General features: G+C 62.0%; 16 protein-coding genes. 13 read left to right on the top strand and 3 right to left on the bottom strand.

Translation table 11 applies throughout. The annotated features are described in order from the left end of the window. Positions 1 to 118 precede the first annotated feature (118 nt). Complete coding sequence (locus tag ACQ4W0_RS00705) at positions 119 to 2530, top strand: TonB-dependent receptor plug domain-containing protein (RefSeq protein WP_436575039.1); 2412 nt, start codon at positions 119 to 121, stop codon at positions 2528 to 2530. Positions 2531 to 2542: 12 nt separating this feature from the next. Beyond that, the gene (locus ACQ4W0_RS00700) at positions 2543 to 3865 is read left to right on the top strand and encodes an aminotransferase class V-fold PLP-dependent enzyme (protein ID WP_436575038.1); all 1323 of its coding nucleotides are present in this window, start codon (positions 2543 to 2545) and stop codon (positions 3863 to 3865) included. 39 nt (positions 3866 to 3904) lie between these two features. On the opposite strand, the gene ACQ4W0_RS00695 is transcribed toward ACQ4W0_RS00700, so the two are convergent. Together ACQ4W0_RS00695 and ACQ4W0_RS00690 are read right to left on the bottom strand one after the other, a co-directional pair. Next, complete coding sequence (locus ACQ4W0_RS00695; protein ID WP_436575037.1) at positions 3905 to 4390, bottom strand: hypothetical protein; 486 nt, start codon at positions 4388 to 4390, stop codon at positions 3905 to 3907. A gap of 303 nt (positions 4391 to 4693) precedes the next feature. Continuing rightward, on the bottom strand, positions 4694 to 5818 hold the full coding sequence (locus ACQ4W0_RS00690; protein ID WP_436575036.1) for a M14 family metallopeptidase: 1125 nt from the start codon (positions 5816 to 5818) through the stop codon (positions 4694 to 4696). A gap of 141 nt (positions 5819 to 5959) precedes the next feature. On the opposite strand from ACQ4W0_RS00690, the gene ACQ4W0_RS00685 reads away from it, so the two are divergent. Next, the gene (locus ACQ4W0_RS00685; RefSeq protein ID WP_436575035.1) at positions 5960 to 6214 is read left to right on the top strand and encodes a hypothetical protein; all 255 of its coding nucleotides are present in this window, start codon (positions 5960 to 5962) and stop codon (positions 6212 to 6214) included. 99 nt (positions 6215 to 6313) lie between these two features. On the opposite strand, the gene paaX is transcribed toward ACQ4W0_RS00685, so the two are convergent. Continuing rightward, positions 6314 to 7243 (bottom strand): phenylacetic acid degradation operon negative regulatory protein PaaX, encoded by a 930-nt coding sequence (gene paaX, locus ACQ4W0_RS00680; protein WP_436575034.1) that lies wholly within the window; start codon positions 7241 to 7243, stop codon positions 6314 to 6316. 267 nt (positions 7244 to 7510) lie between these two features. On the opposite strand from paaX, the gene paaA reads away from it, so the two are divergent. From paaA to pcaF, 10 genes are read left to right on the top strand one after another with little or no spacing between them, the layout of a single operon-like run. Continuing rightward, the gene (gene paaA / locus ACQ4W0_RS00675; protein ID WP_436575033.1) at positions 7511 to 8500 is read left to right on the top strand and encodes a 1,2-phenylacetyl-CoA epoxidase subunit PaaA; all 990 of its coding nucleotides are present in this window, start codon (positions 7511 to 7513) and stop codon (positions 8498 to 8500) included. Positions 8501 to 8528: 28 nt separating this feature from the next. Next, positions 8529 to 8813 carry a 1,2-phenylacetyl-CoA epoxidase subunit PaaB gene (paaB, locus tag ACQ4W0_RS00670; RefSeq protein ID WP_034746356.1) on the top strand — a complete coding sequence of 95 codons (285 nt, stop codon included), beginning with the start codon at positions 8529 to 8531 and terminating at the stop codon, positions 8811 to 8813. Continuing rightward, entirely contained in the window at positions 8813 to 9595 is a 783-nt protein-coding gene (gene paaC, locus ACQ4W0_RS00665; protein ID WP_436575032.1) for a 1,2-phenylacetyl-CoA epoxidase subunit PaaC, read from the top strand. The genes paaB and paaC overlap by 1 nt, the downstream gene beginning before the upstream one ends. Further along, entirely contained in the window at positions 9595 to 10134 is a 540-nt protein-coding gene (paaD, locus tag ACQ4W0_RS00660) for a 1,2-phenylacetyl-CoA epoxidase subunit PaaD (RefSeq protein WP_436575031.1), read from the top strand. Before paaC ends, paaD begins: the two co-directional genes overlap by 1 nt. Before the next feature lie 40 nt (positions 10135 to 10174). Further along, positions 10175 to 11254, top strand: a complete 1080-nt coding sequence (gene paaE / locus ACQ4W0_RS00655; RefSeq protein ID WP_436575030.1) for a 1,2-phenylacetyl-CoA epoxidase subunit PaaE — start codon at positions 10175 to 10177, stop codon at positions 11252 to 11254. A 51-nt stretch (positions 11255 to 11305) separates the two neighbouring features. Then, a complete protein-coding gene (gene paaG, locus ACQ4W0_RS00650; RefSeq protein WP_436575029.1) occupies positions 11306 to 12097 on the top strand; it encodes a 2-(1,2-epoxy-1,2-dihydrophenyl)acetyl-CoA isomerase PaaG in 792 nt (263 codons plus the stop codon). A 1-nt stretch (position 12098) separates the two neighbouring features. Next, positions 12099 to 13667, top strand: coding sequence for a 3-hydroxyacyl-CoA dehydrogenase PaaH (paaH, locus tag ACQ4W0_RS00645; protein WP_436575028.1), 1569 nt, complete (start codon positions 12099 to 12101; stop codon positions 13665 to 13667). Between the two features lies 1 nt (position 13668). Then, positions 13669 to 14121: a hydroxyphenylacetyl-CoA thioesterase PaaI gene (paaI, locus tag ACQ4W0_RS00640; RefSeq protein ID WP_436575027.1), complete on the top strand. Its 453-nt coding sequence runs from the start codon at positions 13669 to 13671 to the stop codon at positions 14119 to 14121. A gap of 48 nt (positions 14122 to 14169) precedes the next feature. After that, positions 14170 to 15498, top strand: coding sequence for a phenylacetate--CoA ligase PaaK (gene paaK, locus ACQ4W0_RS00635; RefSeq protein WP_436575026.1), 1329 nt, complete (start codon positions 14170 to 14172; stop codon positions 15496 to 15498). A gap of 22 nt (positions 15499 to 15520) precedes the next feature. Further along, positions 15521 to 16726 (top strand): 3-oxoadipyl-CoA thiolase, encoded by a 1206-nt coding sequence (gene pcaF / locus ACQ4W0_RS00630; protein WP_436575025.1) that lies wholly within the window; start codon positions 15521 to 15523, stop codon positions 16724 to 16726. Positions 16727 to 16756: the final 30 nt, after the last annotated feature.

Raw genomic sequence — 16756 nt, 5'->3', positions numbered from 1 at the left:
TATTTGCACGATTTAGATGCTTTTAATGTAAGTAAGCCGAACTTCGTGATATTTCATGCAAGATGCGAGTCTTGCCGTGACGCGTCGTTGTTGATCCAACCTGCATAGTGAACTCTCCATGACCTACTCCCGTACCCGCATCGCCCGCGCGGTGGCCCTGTTGTGTGCCATGCACGCCCTGTTCTCCACCCAGGCGCAAGCCCATGGCGATGCGTCCGCCGCACCAGCTGCTGCCAGCGATTCCCTGGATGCAGCGCAAGCCGTGATCGTCACCGGCACGCGCGGCAGCAACCGCACGCAGTTCGACACCATGGCGCCCGTGGATGTGTTCAACCGCGAAGATATCGGCGCCGTCGAATCGTCGGACTTGAACGATGTGCTGGCGCAATTGGTTCCCTCGTATGTGGTACAGCGCTTGCCGATGGCCGATGGGCAAGTCTTCGTGCGTCCCGCCACCTTGCGCGGCCTGTCGCCGGACCAGACTTTGGTGCTGGTCAACGGCAAGCGCTTCCACCGCAGCGCGCTGCTGGGCGCGCGTGGCGCGCAGGCGCCCGATCTGGCGCAGATTCCCGTGTCCGCCATCAAGCGCATCGAAGTGCTGCGCGACGGCGCCTCGGCCCAGTACGGCTCCGACGCGATCGCCGGCGTGATCAACATTATTCTCGACGACACGCTGGGCACGGAGCTTTCCGTGCACCACTCGCAATACTCGGAAGGCGACGGCAAGGGCAATGAGCTCAACCTGAAGACGGGCTTTGCCTTTGGCGAGACGGGCAAGGCGACGATTTTCGGCGCGCTGGCCCAGTCCGACGCCACCTCGCGCACGCGCCAGCGGGCGGACGCCATCGCCTTCCAGAACGCCCATCCGGAACTGAAGGTGCCCAATCCAGTGCAGCGCTGGGGCCAGCCTGAGCTCGATAGCAAGCGCATCGGTTTCAATGCCAGCATGGCCCTGTCCGACACGGCGGAACTGTACGGTTTCGGCCTGTTCAGCCGCAGCGACGGCACTTCGGACTTCAACTGGAGAAATCCGGACACCAGCACGGGCGCGTATAAAACCAGCAGCCTGTTCCCTGGCTGGAACTTGCGCAGCCTGTATCCGCTCGGTTTCAGCCCCAGCTATTCGAACGACCAGGATGATTTACAGCTGGTGGCCGGTGTGCGTGGTCACTTCAACGACCGCTTCGGCTGGGATGTGAGCGCTTCCTACGGCCGCAACCGCATTGATTACCACTTGGCCAACTCCATCAATGCCTCGATGGGGCCAACCAGCCCGACCTCGTTCTACCTGGGCCAGTTGTCGCAGGCGGAAAAGATTCTCAACGCCAATTTTAATTATGAATTGCCCGTGGCGTCCTTGCCGCAACCGGTCAATATCGCGTTTGGCGCCGAAGCGCGCAACGAAACGTATGGCGTGAAGGGGGGCGATGCGGCATCCTGGACGGTGGGGCCGGGCGCGGCCATCGGCCTCGACGCGAACGCCAACGGCGCGCCGGGTTTCAGCGACCGACAGGCGGGCAGCTGGGGCCAGGACAGCTACGCGGCCTACCTGGACGTGGAAGTGCCCGTTACGAAGGCACTGAGCCTGGGCGGCGCGGCCCGCTATGAACATTTCTCGGAATTCGGCAGCACCGTCAACGGCAAGTTGTCGGCTCGCTATGCCTTGAGCGCGGACCTGGCCTTGCGCGGCTCCTACTCGACGGGTTTCCGCGCGCCAACACCCGGCCAGTCGAATACCAACAGCACGAATCAAGGCCTCGATACCAAGACCCTGCTGTTGTTTACCAGCGGCCGTCTGGCCAACAACGACCCGCTGGCCATCCTGCTCGGCGCGCAGGCGCTGAAGCCGGAAAAATCGAAAAACATGTCGCTGGGCTTTACGTGGAAGACGCAGGCCGGATTTTCCGGTTCCGTTGACGTGTATGACATCAAGGTCAGCGACCGCTTCAGCACGTCGGCTTCGTTTGCCGTACCCACTGGCGTGGCCAACCCGCTGCGTTACACCTCGGTCAGTTATTTCACGAATGACTTCGACACTACCACGCGCGGCATCGATATCGTCGGCAGCCACCTGAGCCGTATCGGTGACGGCAAGCTGAACCTGACCCTGGCCTACAACTACAACACGACGAAAGTCGATGGCGGCAAGTCCAGCCTGGTGACCAATCCGGCCCAGCGGCAAGTGTTCGAGGAACGCCTGCCGCGCCAGAAAGCCACCATCAGCGGCAACTATGATCTGGGCAACTGGAATACCCTGGCCCGCGTGCGCTATTACGGCGCGTGGACGGACAATTCCGGCAATGCGACGGGCGATATCTTCCAGCGTTTCGGCGCCATGCAATTTCTTGACCTGGCGGCCAGCTACAAGATCAGCGACAAGCAATCCGTGCGCGTGGGGATCGACAACGTGCTGGACAAGTATCCCGATGAAGCAAGCTTCCAGGCCAGCCGCGGTCTGATCTATTCGCGCAATGCGCCGTACGACACGGACGGGCGCAAGCTGTACGTCGAGTACAAAGTGAAATTTTAAGAGGAGATGATGATGAATCCACAACGTCGCGCCTTGTTGCGCGCGGGTTCGCTGGCGGCGGCGCTGCCCTTGACGGCTGGTGCAGCATCGGCTGCGGCAGCGTCCGCCTTGCCGGTGCTTTTGCCAGCAGTGCCCGCCGGCAGCACGCCGGAAACGCTGGCCAGCAACCAGGCGTACTGGCAGGCGGTGGCCGCGCAATACGACACCACCGATGCCGTCGTGCAGCTTGACAACGCCTTTTGGGGCTCGATGGCCAGGCCCGTGCTGCGTCATTACGAGCAGCAATTGACCATGGTCAACCGCGACAATGCCTGGTATGCGCGCATGCGCTTTCCGGCCGACTTCGAGGCGGCCCGCGCGGCGGCGGCCAGGGCGCTGGGCGTGGGTATCGATGAAATCGTGCTGACGCGGGGCGCCACGGAAGCGCTGCAAGTCTTGATCGCCGGCTACAACCGCTTGCAGCCGGGCGATGCGGTGCTGTACGCGGACATCGATTACGACAACATGATCACCGTCACGCGCTGGTTGCAGCAGCGGCGCGGCGCCAAGGTGGTGTCGATTGCCATGCCGGAACCATTTACGCACGACAACGTCATTGCTGCCTATGTTGCTGCCATGGAACGCCATCCACAGCTGAAACTGATGCTGCTCACGCATGTCAATCACCGCAACGGCATGGTCTTGCCGGTGGCCGAGATCAGCCGCCTGGCGCGCGCACGGGGCATCGATGTCATCGTCGATACGGCGCATGGCTTTGGCCAGCTGGACATGACGATTCCCGACTTGCAGGCGGACTTTGCCGGCATCAACCTGCATAAATGGATAGGTGCGCCCGTGGGCGTGGGCGCCGCCTACATCAAGCGGGGCAGGTTGGCCGATATCGACCCGTACATGGGGGAAGCGAGGGGAGAAAAAGCGGGCGACGATATCCGTACCCGCGTGCACACTGGCACGGTCAATTTCGCCGCCTATCTGAGCTTGCCGATGGCGCTGGACTTGCATGCGCAGATCGGCGTGGCCAACAAGCAGGCGCGGCTGCGGCTGCTGCGCAACCGCTGGGTGGAAGCGGCGCGAGGCATCGATGGCATCGAGGTGCTGGCGTCCAGCGACTCCCGCCTGACGAGCGCCATCGCCTCGTTCCGGCTAAAAGGCAAGACCAGCGTGGCGGACAATTTTTCCCTGTCGAAAAAGCTGGTGCAGCAACACGGCATCTTTGCCGTACCGCGCGACGGTCTTGCCAGCGGCGCGTGCGTGCGCGTCACGCCGGGCATCTTTACGCCCGAGGCGCACCTGGACAAGCTGGTCGATGCCCTGCGCCAGGTGGCTCGCGGCTAGTGGCCATGAGGCGCTCCAGCGATGGGGCGCCCCATGTTTTCACTGCTGAACTTGATAGCCATCCGTCAGGATGGCCAAAAACTTCACCATATCCTCGATCTCGCCCGCCGTCAGCGCCGGCGCCATGCCGCGCTTGCGGTCGAACGGCGCTTCCTTGACGTTTACGTTGGCGCGGTACCTGGCGGGTATGTCATTGAATTTCTGCACTTTCCCCCACTTGTCGCGCGGATACCATTCTTGCGGATGCGTATCGCGCCGCGCATAAAAACGCAGGGCATCCGTCAGATTATCGAACACGCCGTTATGGAAAAACACCTGGCGCGTGGTCACATTGCGCAGGCTGGGCACCTTGAAGGCGCCGCATAACTCGCCTTTCGTCGCCAGGTCCGTGCGGTCGGGGCCGCAAAAGCCCAGGTCGAAATAGGCCGGGTCGGCGGTGGCGGGAAGGCGCGTATTGCGCGGCACGCCCAGATTGTCGAAACTGAAGTCCGTAAACAGGGGCGGCGCGCCATGCTCGCCCCGCACGCTGGGGTGGCAAGCGGCGCAATTGCCCTTGCGCTCATCGTTGAACAGGGCCAGCCCCCGTAATTCCGCCAGTTCCAGGGGAACCTTGTTGGCCAGATAAAGGTCATATCTTTATTGGTCCCATGCAGGATGAGTTGATGGCAAGAAGAAAGACAGGGATGCTGCGGCCAGTATAGGCAGCAATAAACGCGTGGCAACGCTTTACGATGTTGCGCTGCGCAATACGAAGGTAGTGGAATAGCCGGCGGCAGCGGTGTCGCCGGCCCGGTCCGTCATGTGTGGCGGACCAGTATCAGCCGCGGATCAGGCGCGCAGGGTGGACAGGATAGGCTGCAGTACAGCCGCGCCCAGGGCGGCGCTGCGGGCGCCGCTCCAGCCAGTTTGCGGGTCGGGATCGTTGGCATTGTCCTTGAACGGCAGTTCCAGGGTCAGCGACAGGCAGCCGAAGGCGTGCGTGATGTGGGGCGAACCCATGGTCAGCACTTCCGGCGTGAACGGGCCGTCTTCATAGCCGTGTTCATCCTGGAAGTCGGGACTGGCCACCTTGAAGTCGGCGATGAACCGGTCTTGCTCGGCTTTTTGTGCTGGCGTGAAATTTTCCAGCGCATCGCTGCCGGCGACGAACACGTAAGGCAGACCTTCGTCGCCATGTACGTCGAGGAACAGGTCGCAGCCGATCTCATGCATTTTCTGTTTCACCAGGAACACTTCCGGGCTGCGTTCCGTCGTCGGCGTCATCCATTCACGGTTCAGGTTGGCGCCGGCCGCGTTGGTGCGCAGGTTGCCATGCACGGAACCGTCGGGGTTCATGTTCGGCACCACGTAGAAGACGGCGTCTTGCAGGCACTGGCGGGCAAACGGATTGGCCTGGTCCAGCAATGCTTCGAGCATGCCTTCGACAAACCATTCCGCCATCGTTTCGCCGGGATGCTGGCGCGCGATGACCCAGACTTTCTTCTCTGCATCGGCGTCGCCGACCACCAGCAGATTCATGTCGCGCCCTTCCACGGTGCTGCCCAGGTCGATCAAGCGCACCAGCGGCGACGCTTGCGCACTGTCGATCAGGGCCAGGTGGCGATCCCATGGGTACGGTTCGAAGTAGGCGTAGTACACGCTTTCTTCTTCCGGCGTATGGTTGATCGTCATCACCGTGCCATCGAAGCTGGTCGGCACGCGGAACCAGGTTTCGCGGTCATAGCTGGCCACGGCCTGGTAGTCTTTCCAGCCGTCCGGGTAGGCCGACTTGCCTGCATTCATGAAGCGGATCGTGCACGCTTCGCCTTGCGCGCCTTGCAGGCGGAAATAAAACCACTGCGTGATGTCGGCGTGGGAATCCTTGCGGATGTTCAGCTCGATGGAATGGGCATCGTCGGCGCGCAGCACCTCGATCGCGCCGGCGTCGAATTGCTGGCTGATTTTAATGGTCATGAGTGTTCCTGATAAAAACGTATGGGTTTTGCATCGTGTGCAATGGCGCGATGATACCTGTTTTGCGGTGGCCTTTGTGCTGGCGCAAACGATAATGGACGTGCTTTGCTAACGTGGAAGCTCCAACACGGGGAGATCATCATGGACGACAACGGCAACCACATACGCGAACTGGAAAAGAAAGTCAGCGCCCTCAGCGACGCTCTGGCGCACCTGGGCAAGGGCACCACCTTGCAGGAATTGCTGCGCATCCTGCGTTTCCCCGGCTACACCACGCCGGCTGAATTTACCTTCAATGCCGCCATCCTCGATACCATGCTGGTGCAGGCCAATGCGCTGGAAAAGCTGGGGCAGGATTTGCTGGCGGGCGCGAAGCAGGTAGTGGCGAAGCAGTAATCGATTCCTGAGCGCCTGAAAAATGTTCAGGGCCAGGCGCATTGCCGCAGGCAGTACGAAGGTACGCCCAGGCATTGCAACGCCGCCATGGACATTTTATCAGGCGTTCAGTCCGCCGAAGCGCTCGTAGAACCAGGGTGCTACGTCTGCCGCCTGCTCATCCTCGCGCCGCAGGGTGGCCAGGATATGTTCCTCGGCCGACGCATGGGTGATGCGGTACAGGTCGCGCGCCAGTGCATACGCTTGCGTGCCTGGCCACGGTTCGGGCAGCAGTTCGACCGGTAGTTGCGGATCGTGCAACTGCACGCGGCGGTAGGCGTGCGTCAGCAGCGAGCGTATGACGAAGGCTTGCTCGGCATCGAACACGGGTTCTTCCTGCAGCAGGGTCAGCAGCGGCTGGAAGCGGGCGATGAATTTTTCGTAGCCTGCCATCACTTCCGACAAGTCCCAGCATTCGCCCACCATGTCGCGCAGTGGCCGTGTGCTGACACCTGGCAGCTCCGTGGTGTGGCAGACATACAGCTTGCCCTGTACTTCGTTGCGTACGAGGATGTCTTCCAGCGCCTCCGAGTTGCTGGCCGGATGGCCAAAGATGCCAGGAGAGATCAAGCCATAGCCAGCCCACAATAATTCCTTGCGCAGCGCGCCCCGTTCGGCGGCACCGATGCTGCCGGCCGGCCCGATCACCAGGGTCCAGCTGCCATCCCAGTGCACGACCAGTGGCGCATAGATGCGGCGATAGGCGCGCTCGAAGCGGGCCAGCGCCTCCGGGCGTATCGTATAGGCGCTGCGGCGACCGTCGCGCTGCGAGCTGAGCCAGCCCTCCTGCGCCAGGCGGAATACGCTGGTGCGCAGCAAGCGGTCATTCACGCCGAATGGCGCGAGCAGTTCGATCAGGCTGCCCAGCCAGATGGCGCCGCCGCGCGGCACGATGGCGTCGCCAAAGATGGTCATCACCAGGGACTTTGAACGCGGTGGGTCGCTTTCCAGGAAATCGGCTATCCATGCCGTGCAGCGGGTGTTCTTCATGTGGTTCCGGTCTGGCCGTGTTGCGGTCGATTCAATAAAAGCAGCAGTTTACTTGGCTGCGCGGGTAGCGCGTCAATAATTTGCCGGAAGCGCTGGTGGCACTTCGAAATGTTTTCTCATCAGCAATATCATACGCACAAAAAAGCTGCACAAGATACGAATTTTTAAAATGACTCACATCAAGTGTATGCAAATAGTTTTTTGTATCGTATTATCTGTTCATCGCACCGCGTTGCTGCGCAAAATCAAAGACATGGGAGACAGATCATGTACGCACAAATGGTTGAAACCGGCCTCAAGAACGTCTGTTCCATCGATGACATGGGGGCGGAAGAGCGCGCTTTTCAGGCGCGCATCGACGAAGGCATCAAGATCGAGGCCAAGGACTGGATGCCGGACGCTTACCGCAAGACCCTGATCCGCCAGATTTCGCAGCATGCGCATTCGGAAATCGTAGGTCAATTGCCCGAAGGTAACTGGGTCACCCGCGCGCCGACCTTGAAACGCAAGTCTATCCTGCTGGCGAAGATCCAGGATGAAGCCGGTCACGGCCTGTACCTGTACAGCGCTGCCGAAACCCTGGGCGTGTCGCGCGACGATCTGCTCGCTGCCTTGCACTCGGGCAAAGCCAAGTATTCCAGCATCTTTAACTATCCCACCCTGTCGTGGGCCGACATGGGCGCCATTGGCTGGCTGGTCGACGGCTCCGCCATCATCAACCAGATCCCGCTGTGCCGCTGCTCGTATGGCCCGTATGCGCGCGCCATGATCCGCGTCTGCAAGGAAGAATCGTTCCATGCGCGCCAGGGTTACGACATCATGATGTCACTGTGCAAGGGCACGCCAGAACAGAAAGCCATGGCACAGGATGCGCTGAACCGCTGGTGGTGGCCGTCCTTGATGATGTTCGGCCCGTCCGACGCCGCCTCCGTCAACAGCGCCCAATCGGCCCAATGGCGCATCAAGCTGTTTTCGAATGATGAATTGCGTCAGCGCATGGTCGACCAGACCGTGCCGCAAATCGAATACCTGGGCCTGACCGTGCCCGATCCCGACCTGAAGTTCAATGCCGAGACGGGTCACTATGAATTCGGCGAGATCGACTGGTCCGAGTTCAACAATGTATTGAAGGGCAATGGCCCGTGCAACCGCGAGCGCCTGCAAACGCGCGTGAAAGCGTATGAAGACGGTGTATGGTTCCGCGATGCCTTGCTCGCGTATGCAGATAAACAAGCCGCAGTCAAAGCGGCAGCGTAAATACATAAGGCAGATAGGGGAGAGCAATATGAGCAAAGAATGGCCATTGTGGGAAGTTTTCATCCGCAGCCAGCACGGCCTGGCGCACAAGCATGTGGGCAGCCTGCACGCCTCCGACGCCACCATGGCGGTCAACCATGCGCGCGACGTCTACACGCGCCGCAATGAAGGCGTGAGCATCTGGGTGGTGCGCGCGGCCGATATCGTCGCCAGCAGCCCCGGCGACAAGGGGGCCCTGTTTGAGCCGTCGAACAGCAAGGTGTACCGCCATCCCACCTTCTTTCCGATGCCGGAAGAAGTCAAGAACCTGTGATGGGAGCGATCGCAATGGATGACAAGCTCACTCAACAAAAGTTCAATTACCTTTTGCGCCTGGGCGACAACGCCCTGATCCTCAGCCAGCAGCTGTCACAGCTGTGCGGCAAGGGGCCCGCGCTGGAAGAGGACATGGCGCTGACCAACGTGGCGCTGGACTTGCTGGGCCAGACGCGTTTGTGGTTCAGCTATGCGGCCGAACTGGAAAATGCTGGCCGCGACGAGGACGACATCGCCTTTTTGCGCGACGCCCACGACTTCAAGAATTGTCTGCTGCTGGAGCAGCCGAACGGCAATTATGCCGACACCATGATGCGCCAGTTCTTCTTCGACACCTGGCACTACTTCCAGCTGCTGGAACTGGCGAAATGCAGTGATCCACGCATTGTCGAAGTGGCGCAGAAGTCGATCAAGGAAGTCACCTATCACCTGCGCCGCAGCGGTGACCTGATCGTGCGCCTCGGCGACGGCACGGCGGACAGCCACGCGAAGACGCAGGCCGCAGCCGACAAGCTGTGGATGTACACAGGCGAGATGTTCAAGTACGACGCCGTCGACCAGGCCATGCTTGCCGTCGGCATCGCGCCGCCGTCCGACATCCTGCGCCAGGCATTCCTGGAGCATGTGGCAGAGATCTTCGCCGAAGCCACCTTGACCATGCCGGCGCCCGACGCCTGGATGCAAAAGGGCGGCAAGCAGGGCACGCATACGGAACACCTGGGATTCATCCTGGCCGAGATGCAGTTCCTGCAGCGCGCCTATCCCGGGGCGGAGTGGTAATGAACACGGCCACGGCAGCGCTGGACGCCGCCCAGGTCTGGGCCTGGCTGGGCGACGTGCCGGACCCGGAAATTCCCGTCATTTCGGTGGTGGATCTGGGTATCGTGCGCGCCGTCGATGTGGTCAGTGGCGAAGAGTGCATCGTGACGATCACGCCCACCTATTCGGGCTGCCCGGCCATGCAGGTGATCGCCGATGCCGTCACGCAGGCCTTGCGCAGCCATGGCGTGGCCAAGGTGACCCTGGTGAACCAGCTGGCGCCCGCCTGGACCACGGACTGGATGAGCGAAGCGGGCAAGGCCAAGCTGAAAGGCTATGGCATCGCCCCGCCACAGCAGCAGGTGATCGACATCAGCGGCCTTCATAGCGGAACAGCGGGCGGGGTCAAGCGCCAGCCCATGCCGAAGCTGGAGGTGATCTGCCCGAACTGCGGTTCCACGCATACGCAGCTGACCAGCCAGTTCGGTTCCACGCCGTGCAAGGCCCTGTACAAATGCCTCGATTGCCGCGAACCGTTTGACTACTTCAAGTGCCACTAAAAAAATCAGGCACACGTTCCGAAGAAACTGGAGATGAAGCATGAGTAAATTTTATCCGCTGTGCGTATCGAACGTGCGCAACGAAACGCGCGACACCATCGCCGTCACGTTCGACGTGCCAGCGGAACTGCAGCAGCAGTTCCGCTTCCAGCAGGGCCAGCACCTGACCCTGCGCGCCAATATCAATGCGGAAGACGTGCGCCGCTCGTATTCCATCTGTTCTGCGGTGCAGGATGGCACCCTGCGCGTGGCCATCAAGCGCACGCCGGGTGGCGCCTTTTCCACCTGGGCCAACGACACCCTGAAAGCTGGCGCCACCATCGAGGTGATGCCGCCCATGGGCCACTTCAACGTGCCGCTCGACTGCGTCAACCGCAAGCATTACCTGGCGTTTGCGGCCGGCAGCGGCATCACGCCCATCCTCTCCATCATCAAGACGACTCTGCTGACGGAGCCATTGAGCCGTTTCACGCTGTTCTACGGCAACCGCGCCTCGTCGTCCGTCATCTTCAAGGAAGAATTGACGGACTTGAAGGACGTGTACCTGGAGCGCCTGAACCTGGTCTACGTGATGAGCCGCGAGCAGCAGGATATCGAACTGTTCAACGGCCGCATCACGCAGGAAAAATGCGAGCAGTTCCTGCAGCACTGGATCCGTGTGGAAGACTACGACAACGCCTTCATCTGCGGCCCGGAAGACATGATGCTGGGCGTCTCCGCCGCCCTGCAGGCGGCCGGCATGCCGAAGCAGAATATCAAGATCGAGCTGTTCGCCGCCAGCATCCCGAAAAACGCCCACAAGCCGCGCGCCCAGCTCGACGCAGGCGCCGTGCAGGAAACGGAAGTGACCGTCATCATGGACGGCAACCACACCACCTTCACGATGGACAAGGACAAGGAATCCATCCTCGACGCGGGCCTGCGTCAGGGTATCGACATGCGCTACTCGTGCAAGGGCGGCGTATGCTCGACCTGCCGCTGCAAGATCCTCGACGGCAAGGTCGAAATGGACGTCAACTACGCGCTGGAAGACTATGAAGTAGCGCGCGGCTTCGTCCTCAGCTGCCAGAGTTTTCCGCTCACCGACAAGGTTGTGGTCGATTTTGACCAGGCAGAATAAAGCCGGCGCAGGGCACGCGCCCTGCCGTACCCATTAAAAAAGCGAGACGCCATGAGCTACCAAAACATCCTCTTTACCATCGAGCAGGGCATCGCCACGCTGACCCTGAACCGTCCCGACAAGCTCAATAGCTTTACTCAGGCCATGCACGAGGAAGTGCGCGATGCGATTGCGAAAGTGAACGCCGACAGCTCCGTGCGCGTGTTCGTGCTGACGGGCGCTGGGCGTGGCTTTTGCGCGGGCCAGGATTTGTCCGACCGCGCCGTCGAACCAGGCTCGAAGGGCGTGGACCTGGGCGAGTCGGTGGAAAAAAACTACGCGCCGCTGGTGCTGGCCTTGAAGGCCTTGCCGATGCCCGTGATTTGCGCCGTCAATGGCGTGGCGGCAGGCGCGGGCGCCAACCTGGCGCTGGCCTGCGACATCGTCATCGCCGGCAAGTCGGCCAGTTTCGTCGAAGTGTTCTGCAAGCTGGGCCTGATCCCGGACACGGGCGGCACCTTCTTCCTGCCACGCCTGATCGGTTCGGCGCGCGCCATGGGCCTGGCCATGCTCGGCGAAAAACTGACCGCCGAAAAGGCCGAGAACTGGGGCTTGATCTGGAAGTGCGTGGACGACGCGCAGCTGGCGGAAGAAGCGCGCAAGCTGGCCGTGCACTTTTCCACGGCGCCGACCAAGGGCCTGGCCTACACCAAGCAGGCGCTGGCCGCCAGCGGCGCCAATACCTTGCCGCAGCAACTGGCGCTGGAAGCGCGCATGATGAGCGATCTCGGTAACAGCGACGATTACCGCGAAGGCGTGGCCGCCTTCATGGAAAAGCGCGCACCGCAATTCAAGGGACACTGATATGACCGCATTGGCAAACAACAGCATCATCGCCGTCATCGGCAGCGGCGCCATGGGCGCCGGCATCGCGCAAGTGGCCGCCGCCGCCGGTTACCGGGTAAAACTGTACGACACGCGCTTTGACGCCGTCAGCAAGGCTTTGCTTGATATCGGCAAGATGTATGCGAAGCTGGCCGAAAAGGGCCGCATGACGGCCGATGATGCGGCGGCCGCCACGGCGCGCCTGCAGGCGGCTGGCAGCCTGGCCGACGTGGCAGATGCGGCACTGGTGGTGGAAGCCATCGTGGAAAACCTCGACGTCAAGCGCGGCCTGTTCGCCGAGCTGGAGGCCGTGGTCAGCGACGACTGCATCCTGGCGACAAATACGTCGTCGATTTCCGTCACGGCCATCGCCGCCAAGCTGCGCCGTCCGGAACGCCTGGTCGGCATGCACTTCTTTAATCCCGTGCCCCTGATGGCGCTGGTCGAAGTGATCAGTGGATTGGCCACCAGCGAGCAAGTTGCCGCCACCGTGTATGACACATCTATCGCCTGGGGCAAGAACCCCGTGCATGCCAAATCGACGCCCGGCTTCATTGTCAACCGCGTCGCGCGTCCGTTTTACGCGGAAGGCTGGCGCTTGCTGAACGAACAGGCGGGCGACGCCGCCACCATCGACGCCGTGCTGCGCGAAGCGGGCGGTTTTCGCATGGGGCCCTTCGAGCTGATGGACTTGATTGGCCACGACGTGAATTTCTCCGTCACGCAGTCCGTGTTCGGCGCCTATTTCAACGACCCCCGTTTCACGCCGTCCGTGCTGCAACAGGAAATGGTCAACGCCGGTTTCCTCGGCCGCAAATCGGGCCGTGGCTTTTACCTGTATGGCGAAGGCGCACCTGCCCCCGTGGCGCAGGCGGAAAGCGCGCAGCCGAAACCGGAATTCGTCGCCCTGTCGGCTGCCATCGGCGGCGATGGCCGTGGCCACAGCGGCATCATCCGCAGCCTGGTACAGCGGCTGGAGCAGGCGGGCATCACCGTCAGCCGCCGCGTGACGCAGGAAGGCCAGGCGCACGACGAGGCGCCCGCCCTGCATTGCCATGGCGCCGCGATTTATCTGACCGACGGCCGTAGCGCCACCCAGCGCGCGCATGATAACCAGCATCCGGACACGGTGCTGTTCGACCTGGCGCTCGATTACGCCGCTGCCAAACGCATCGCCGTGGCGCGCGCCGACCAGTGCAGCGATGCCGCCTACGCCGCCGTCGTCGGCCTGTTCCAGGCAGCCGGTTTCATCGTCACGCGCCTGGACGACGTGCCTGGCCTGGCCGTCATGCGCACGGTCGCCATGCTGGCCAACGAGGCGGCCGACGCCGTCAACCAGGGCGTGTGCACGGTGGCCGCCGTCGATATCGCCATGCAGAAGGGCGTCAATTATCCGCGTGGACCGCTGGCCTGGGCCGATGCGGTGGGCGTCGCGCACATCGTGACCGTGCTGCAGCACCTGGCGCAAGGCTATGGCGAAGACCGCTATCGTGTCTCGCCGCTGCTGCGCCGCAAACTTGCCACTGGAGCCTCGTTTCATGCCGAATGATATGTCAAATGAGGACCACAACATGACTGCGCAAGCCCTGGCCGAAGCGGCTGCCGCTTCCATGCTGTCGCGCGATAACGCCACCGCCGCCATGGGCATTGCCCTGGCCGAGGTGGGTCCCGGCCATGCGCGCATGACGATGACGGTACGCGCCGACATGCTCAACGGCCACCAGACCTGCCACGGCGGTTTCATCTTCGCCCTGGCCGACAGTGCTTTCGCGTTTGCCTGCAACAGCTACAACATGAACACGGTCGGCGCCGGCTGCACCATCGATTACCTAGCACCGGGCCGCGAAGGCGACGTGCTCACGGCGCACGCCGTCGAACAGGCGCTGGCCGGAAAGAGCGGCGTCTACGACGTCAAGGTCAGCAACCAGGATGGCCGCGCCATCGCGCTCTTTCGCGGCAAGTCGATCCGCGTGGCGGGTGAAGTCATACAAGAGCAGTCTTGAACTGCCATTGCCGCTTTAAATAGTTAAAGAACCGATTAGGAGACAGAAATGGTCCAACGTACGCCTTCCCCAAATGACCTGGAGCCGATCGAGCGCGCCAGCAAGGATGAACTGCAGGCGCTGCAGCTCGAACGCATGAAATGGACGCTCAAGCACGCGTATGACAACGTGCCCCATTACCGCGCCGCTTTTGACGAAGCGGGCGTGCATCCGGACGACCTGAAGTCGCTGTCCGACTTGTCGAAATTCCCGTTCACCGATAAAAAAGTCTTGCGCGATAATTATCCGTTCGGCCTGTTTGCCGTGCCGCGCGAGCAAGTGGTGCGCATCCACGCGTCGAGCGGCACCACGGGCAAGGCCACGGTGGTTGGCTACACGCAGAACGACATCGATACCTGGGCCAATGTGGTGGCGCGCTCGATTCGCGCCGGCGGCGGCCGCGCGGGCGACATGGTGCATATCTCCTACGGCTACGGCCTGTTCACGGGCGGCCTGGGCGCGCATTATGGCGCCGAACGCCTGGGTTGCACGGTCATCCCGATGTCGGGCGGCCAGACGGAAAAGCAGGTGCAACTGATCCAGGATTTCAAGCCGTCCATTATCATGGTCACGCCGTCGTACATGCTCAACATCATCGAGGAATTCACGCGCCAGGGTCTCGATCCGGCTGAATCGTCGCTGAAGGTGGGCATCTTCGGTGCCGAGCCGTGGACGGACGCCATGCGTTCGGAAATCGAAGCGCGCGCCGGCATCGATGCCGTCGACATCTATGGCCTGTCCGAAGTGATGGGGCCTGGCGTGGCTTCCGAATGCATCGAAAGCAAGGACGGTCCTGTCATCTGGGAAGACCATTTTTATCCCGAAATCATCGATCCGGAAACGGGCGAAGTACTGCCGGACGGCGAGGAAGGCGAACTGGTCTTCACTTCGCTGTCGAAGGAAGCGCTACCCGTTATCCGCTACCGCACGCGTGACCTGACCCGCTTGCTGCCGCCCACCTCGCGTTCGATGCGCCGCATCGGCAAGATCACGGGCCGTTCGGACGACATGCTGATCATCCGCGGCGTGAACGTCTTCCCCACCCAGATCGAAGAGCTGATTTTGAAAATGCCGAAGCTGGCGCCGCAATACCAACTGGTGGTCACGCGCGACGGCCACCTCGACAAGCTCGAAGTGATCGCCGAGCTGCGTATCGATCTCACTGCCACCATCTCGGCTAGCGAGACCGATGGCCTGGCGCGCGAGCTGGAACACCGCATCAAGACGCATGTGGGCGTGAGCACGCGCGTGCGTCTGGTGGCCGCTGCCGGCATCGAACGCACCTTGACGGGCAAGGCCCGCCGCGTGGTCGACCAGCGCCCGAAGCTTTTCTCCTGATAGCCCGAACAAGGAACCAAACATGAACGACGCTTTTATCTGTGATGCCGTACGCACCCCCTTTGGCCGCTATGGCGGGGCACTCTCCAGCGTGCGCGCGGACGACCTGGGTGCGCTGCCGATTGCCGCGCTGATCGCCCGCAACCCGTCCGTCGACTGGTCCGCCATCGATGACGTGTTCTACGGCTGCGCCAACCAGGCGGGCGAAGACAACCGCAACGTGGGCCGCATGGCCGCGCTGCTGGCTGGCTTGCCTGCCGCCGTACCCGCCAATACCATCAACCGCCTGTGCGGCTCCAGCCTGGATGCCGTCGGCATGGCTGCCCGCTCCATCAAGGCGGGCGAAGCGGAGCTGATCATCGCCGGTGGCGTGGAAAGCATGACGCGCGCGCCTTTCGTGATGGGCAAGGCTGACAGCGCGTTCTCGCGCGCGGCGAAAATCGAAGACACGACCCTGGGCTGGCGCTTCGTCAACGGCAAGATGAAAACGCAGTACGGCATCGACACCATGCCGGAAACGGCGGAAAACGTGGCCGTGGAATTTGGCATCAGCCGCGCCGACCAGGATGCGCTGGCCTTGCGCAGCCAGCAGCGCTGGGCGGCCGCCAACGCGGCTGGCGTCTTCGATCGCGAAATCGTGCCTGTCGCCGTGCCGCAGAAAAAAGGCGAACCGAAGATGGTGACGATGGATGAGCATCCGCGTCCCGACACCTCGCTGGACATGCTGGCAAAGCTCAAGGGCGTGGTCAAGCCGGACGGCACGGTCACGGCCGGTAACGCCTCGGGCCTGAACGACGGCGCCTGCGCCATCCTGCTGGCGTCCGCCGCCGCCGTGGATAAATACAAATTGACGCCACGCGCAAAAGTGCTGGGCATGGCCACGGCAGGCCTGGCGCCGCGCATCATGGGTTTTGGTCCCTCGCCCGCTTCGCGCAAGGTGCTGGCGCAGACTGGTCTCACCATCGGGCAGATGGATGTCATCGAGCTCAATGAAGCGTTTGCCGCGCAGGCGCTGGCCGTCACGCGCGACCTGGGCCTGGCGGACGATGCTGCCCACGTGAACCCGAATGGCGGCGCGATTGCCATCGGCCATCCGCTGGGCGCATCCGGTGCGCGCCTGGTGATGGCGGCCCTGAACCAGCTGGAACGCACGGGCGGGCGCTATGCGCTGTGCACCATGTGCATCGGCGTGGGGCAGGGTATTGCTGTCGTGATTGAACGCGTATAAACGAGTAAAAACAAAGTAAAAACAAAAAAG

Origin of the sequence: Janthinobacterium breve (genome assembly GCF_051380895.1) — a bacterium.
GTDB lineage: Bacteria > Pseudomonadota > Gammaproteobacteria > Burkholderiales > Burkholderiaceae_D > Janthinobacterium.
Note: the sequence above shows the minus strand (reverse complement) of the source record. Positions and strands in the feature narration are given on the sequence as shown.

What these genes read in the sequence shown, in the direction of transcription:
- paaG (WP_436575029.1), top strand. Translation starts at nt 11,306, where the DNA reads ATGAGCTACCAAAACATCCTCTTTACCATCGAGCAGGGCATCGCCACG.
- ACQ4W0_RS00700 (WP_436575038.1), top strand. Translation starts at nt 2,543, where the DNA reads ATGAATCCACAACGTCGCGCCTTGTTGCGCGCGGGTTCGCTGGCGGCG.
- paaA (WP_436575033.1), top strand. Translation starts at nt 7,511, where the DNA reads ATGTACGCACAAATGGTTGAAACCGGCCTCAAGAACGTCTGTTCCATC.
- ACQ4W0_RS00685 (WP_436575035.1), top strand. Translation starts at nt 5,960, where the DNA reads ATGGACGACAACGGCAACCACATACGCGAACTGGAAAAGAAAGTCAGC.
- pcaF (WP_436575025.1), top strand. Translation starts at nt 15,521, where the DNA reads ATGAACGACGCTTTTATCTGTGATGCCGTACGCACCCCCTTTGGCCGC.
- paaB (WP_034746356.1), top strand. Translation starts at nt 8,529, where the DNA reads ATGAGCAAAGAATGGCCATTGTGGGAAGTTTTCATCCGCAGCCAGCAC.
- ACQ4W0_RS00705 (WP_436575039.1), top strand. Translation starts at nt 119, where the DNA reads ATGACCTACTCCCGTACCCGCATCGCCCGCGCGGTGGCCCTGTTGTGT.
- paaC (WP_436575032.1), top strand. Translation starts at nt 8,813, where the DNA reads ATGGGAGCGATCGCAATGGATGACAAGCTCACTCAACAAAAGTTCAAT.
- paaI (WP_436575027.1), top strand. Translation starts at nt 13,669, where the DNA reads ATGTCAAATGAGGACCACAACATGACTGCGCAAGCCCTGGCCGAAGCG.
- ACQ4W0_RS00690 (WP_436575036.1), bottom strand. Translation starts at nt 5,818, where the DNA reads ATGACCATTAAAATCAGCCAGCAATTCGACGCCGGCGCGATCGAGGTG.
- paaE (WP_436575030.1), top strand. Translation starts at nt 10,175, where the DNA reads ATGAGTAAATTTTATCCGCTGTGCGTATCGAACGTGCGCAACGAAACG.
- paaX (WP_436575034.1), bottom strand. Translation starts at nt 7,243, where the DNA reads ATGAAGAACACCCGCTGCACGGCATGGATAGCCGATTTCCTGGAAAGC.
- paaK (WP_436575026.1), top strand. Translation starts at nt 14,170, where the DNA reads ATGGTCCAACGTACGCCTTCCCCAAATGACCTGGAGCCGATCGAGCGC.
- paaD (WP_436575031.1), top strand. Translation starts at nt 9,595, where the DNA reads ATGAACACGGCCACGGCAGCGCTGGACGCCGCCCAGGTCTGGGCCTGG.
- paaH (WP_436575028.1), top strand. Translation starts at nt 12,099, where the DNA reads ATGACCGCATTGGCAAACAACAGCATCATCGCCGTCATCGGCAGCGGC.